1 pseudogene is annotated in these 1,920 nt (G+C 40.7%); it reads left to right on the plus strand.

Annotated features, from left to right (window positions below):
• Positions 1–1,920, plus strand: a pseudogene (locus PVV63_RS10140) (hypothetical protein); the annotation flags it as partial.

The following is a 1,920-nucleotide window of genomic DNA, read 5'->3' on the forward strand; positions in this document are numbered from 1 at the left end:
ATAGCCTTGTTAAGAAAGATCAAGCAACCAATCTTATCACTATTGGTAAAGAAGTAGAAGGCAGTGAAATCAATATCGCTAATAGTGGCAAAGCAGATCGAACTCTTTCTGGTGTGAAGGCAGCAACGAAGAATAATGAAGCGGTTAATAAAGGTCAGCTAGATAAAGGTTTAAAGGATCTTTCTACCAGCCTTCAGTCTGATGATTCAGCCGTTGTTCACTACGATAAAAAAGATGGTGATAATGGCGGCATTGATTACACGAATGTAACTTTAGGTAAAGGTAAGGATAAGGCATCTGTAGGTTTGCATAATGTTGCCGATGGTCAGATTGCCAAGGATTCACATGATGCAATCACGGGTGGTCAGATTAATAAAATCGGTGAGGATGTAGCTAAGTTTTTAGGTGGAGAAGCATCCTTTAAAGATGGAGCTCTTACACAGCCAACGTATAAATTATCTTACATTGCCAAAGATGGAAGTGTAACAGAGAGTGCCTTTCAAGGTGTTGGAACCGCTTTTTCAGGCCTTGATGCAAATATCAAGAATGTGAATGCGCGGATTAAAGAGGTTTCTGAAGGAGTAGCACAGGATTCTTTGTTATGGAGCAAGGAAGCCAATGCCTTTGTCGCACGTCATGAAAAGAGCAAAGAAGAAAAAGGCAGAGCTGTAAGGACACAAGAAAACAGTAGAATTACGTTTCTTGCCAATGGTGAGATTACCGCTAATTCAACGGATGCTGTCACGGGTGGTCAGCTTTATTCGCTGAACGAACAACTTGCAACCTATTTTGGTGGAGGTGCAGGTTATGATGAGCAAGGACAATGGAAAGCTCCAAGTTTTAAGATCAAGCAGTTTGGTGAGGATGGTACTTCTTTTGACAAGAACTATACGAATGTAGCTGATGCACTTGCAGGTGTTGGAAGTTCTATCACGAATGTTCAGAATAAATTGACTGAACAGGTTGATAATGTGATTACCAAAGTGGAAAGCGAGAGCTTTGTTCAGCAAGACAAAACAACACATCGTCTCACTATTGGAGGCGCAGTAGAAGGTAGTGAAATCAATATCGCTAATAGTAGCAAAGCAGATCGAACTCTTTCTGGTGTGAAGGCAGCAACACAAAATAATGAAGCTGTTAACAAAGGTCAGCTTGATGAAAGTTTAGAGAAGCTTTCTAACAGTCTTCAATCAGATGACTCGGCTGTTGTTCACTATGATAAAAAAGAGGGTGATAATAACACTATAAATTATGCGAGTGTGACTTTAGGAAAAGGTGCAAATTCTGCTGCTGTAGCACTTCACAATGTTGCTGATGGTCAGATTGCCAAGGGTTCACATGATGCAGTCACGGGTGGACAGCTTCATATCATCACAGATGATTTCTCAAAGATTTTAGGTGGCGATGTATCTTTTGATGGCAAAAACTTTAAAGGACCAAAGTATGTCTTATCAACAGTTTCTAAAGACGGTAAGGTAACAGATAAACCGTATGAAGGTGTTGAAAAAGCCTTTAAAGGACTTGATACGAATATCAAGACTGTTAACGATCGCATTAAGGAAGTCTCTGAAGGAGTAGCACAGGATTCTTTGAATTGGAGCAAGGAAGCCAATGCCTTTGTCGCGCGTCATGAAAAGAGCAAAGAAGAAAAAGGCAGAGCTGTAAGGACACAAGAAAACAGTAGAATTACGTTTCTTGCCAATGGTGAGATTACCGCTAATTCAACGGATGCTGTCACAGGTGGTCAGCTTTATTCAATGAATAAGACATTTGCGACGTATTTTGGTGGAGGTGCAGGTTATGATGAGCAAGGACAATGGAAAGCTCCAAGTTTTAAGGTTAAGACAGTTAAGGATGATGGTAACTCTGAAGAGATAGACTATGGCAATGTGGCGGATGCTTTGGCTGGAGTTGGTAATT

Source organism: Bartonella sp. CM31XJBT (assembly GCF_028618555.1).
In the GTDB taxonomy this organism is placed as follows: domain Bacteria; phylum Pseudomonadota; class Alphaproteobacteria; order Rhizobiales; family Rhizobiaceae; genus Bartonella.